Raw genomic sequence first — 1,666 nt, 5'->3', positions numbered from 1 at the left:
TCCAACTCCATGCCGGAGGAGACCTTCCGGGACTTCGCCGTGCCCGACAGCGGCGGCGTCCTCTACTCCGTCCGCACGCCCGAGGGCACGACGCTGCAGCGCTACACCTGCCGCTGAGCCGCCGCCCGCGCGGGGCCCAGGCTCCGCCCCGCCTGGGCGCCCGGCGCCATCTTCAATCCACGTACGACCCACCCCCACGAAGGATATGTTCATGAGACGTTCACCGATTCCGTTTCTGATGCTCTCTGCCGCGCTGGCGTCTTCGTGCGGGCTGCCCGACGAAGAGACCTCGCCGGCTCTGTCGACCACGGCCCAGGCCGTGACGCCGGTCCAACTCTCGTACGTGGTGTTCCCGCACCCCGACGATGAGTACGAAGGCTGGGCGCTGGTCGACAACTCCACGTCGAACTACAAAGTGTTCGTGATGATGACGCGGGGCGAGGAGACCAGTGGGTGCCTTCCGGCCTCGGCGGCGGTGGGCGGACCCCACTGGTATGAAGGCCCCAACAGCCCGGTCGGTAGACCTGACTACAACGAGCGCATGCCCGTCCCGAATCCGTGGTCCGGCAAATGGACGAGCGCGTGCAAGCAGGCGCGGGTGGAGTCGTTCCGGACGTTCCTCGAGACAATGGCCGCGTCGGACGTGTCGCTGCCGCGGGCGCCCACGTCGCGCGGGAGATTCTGTTTCGGCGGCATGCCGAGCGACGGGCTGGCGCCGACGGTGGTCGACTACACCGACGCGAACGGCAACGGCGGTGTGGCGAGTGAATCCCGCTGCGCGGACGTGTGGTCCAACAGCGTGGGGGCCATCGTCATGTTCGATCTCGGCGACGGAGACTTGCGGCCGGCCGAGGTCATCTGGGCCCTGCAGCAGGTGCGCGCCAACAAGGCCCAACTGGGCATTCCGGCGCTGCCGGAGTTGAACGTCATTGGCGCGAGCTACTACAACACGCAATACACGAACTGCGCCACCTACGGCCATACCGACCACCGCGCCATCCACACGGCGCTGTGGAACACCAACCTCGGCGCCGGCCCACAGTATGTCCGCACCTGCACGAGCGATCCGGACATCACCAATACCGGCGGGCGTATCAGCTCCGTTTCGGACGCCACGCACGCGCGGACCTTCCAGATGAGCGGCAACACCCGCCTCGGTCCCAACCCTCGGATCTACGGCTGGCTCAACGTGCCCAATGTCATACCGACCACCTCGGACTCCCTCTACGGGCAGAGGCAGGGTTTCTGGAAGCGCTGAGGATCTCCCGGCGCGCGTGAGATGAAGGTGGCCCCTGTACAGGGGCCACCTCAGGCCCAGGAAGGCTCAGCGAGCGACGCCGATGGTGGTCGTGCGGTCGCCGTTCCAGTCGCCCACCACGGGAGTGTCGGTGGTATAGGCGCCGTAGGCGAAGCTGGGGATGGTGTGAGCGCCAGCGGTGTTGGAGTTGCGCAGGTACCAGACGCCATTCTTGACCACGCCGACGGTGTCGATGCCATCACCATCCCAATCGCCGACGACGGGGATGTCATCCGGGCCGCCGTAGGCGAAGCTGGGAACGGAGTGGGCACCGGCGGTGTTGGAGTTGCGCAGGTACCAGACGCCACCGCGGTACACGCCGACAGTGTCCGTGCCATTGCCATCCCAGTCACCGACGACGGGGATGTC

General features: G+C 66.9%; 2 protein-coding genes. One reads left to right on the top strand and one right to left on the bottom strand.

All coding sequences use genetic code 11. The features are described 5' to 3' along the window. Positions 1 to 211 precede the first annotated feature (211 nt). Complete coding sequence (locus VF794_RS28290) at positions 212 to 1,258, top strand: hypothetical protein (protein ID WP_331115720.1); 1,047 nt, start codon at positions 212 to 214, stop codon at positions 1,256 to 1,258. A 66-nt stretch (positions 1,259 to 1,324) separates the two neighbouring features. On the opposite strand, the gene VF794_RS28285 is transcribed toward VF794_RS28290, so the two are convergent. Beyond that, positions 1,325 to 1,666: hypothetical protein (locus tag VF794_RS28285; protein ID WP_331115718.1), on the bottom strand; the 342-nt coding region annotated here is incomplete at its 5' end.

Origin of the sequence: Archangium sp. (genome assembly GCF_036389735.1) — a bacterium.
In the GTDB taxonomy this organism is placed as follows: domain Bacteria; phylum Myxococcota; class Myxococcia; order Myxococcales; family Myxococcaceae; genus Archangium.
The sequence above is the reverse complement of the archived record's forward strand: the minus strand, read 5'-3'. Positions and strand labels throughout refer to the sequence as shown.

Coding starts and splice junctions, on each gene's coding strand:
- VF794_RS28290 (WP_331115720.1), top strand. CDS start 212: ATGAGACGTTCACCGATTCCGTTTCTGATGCTCTCTGCCGCGCTGGCG.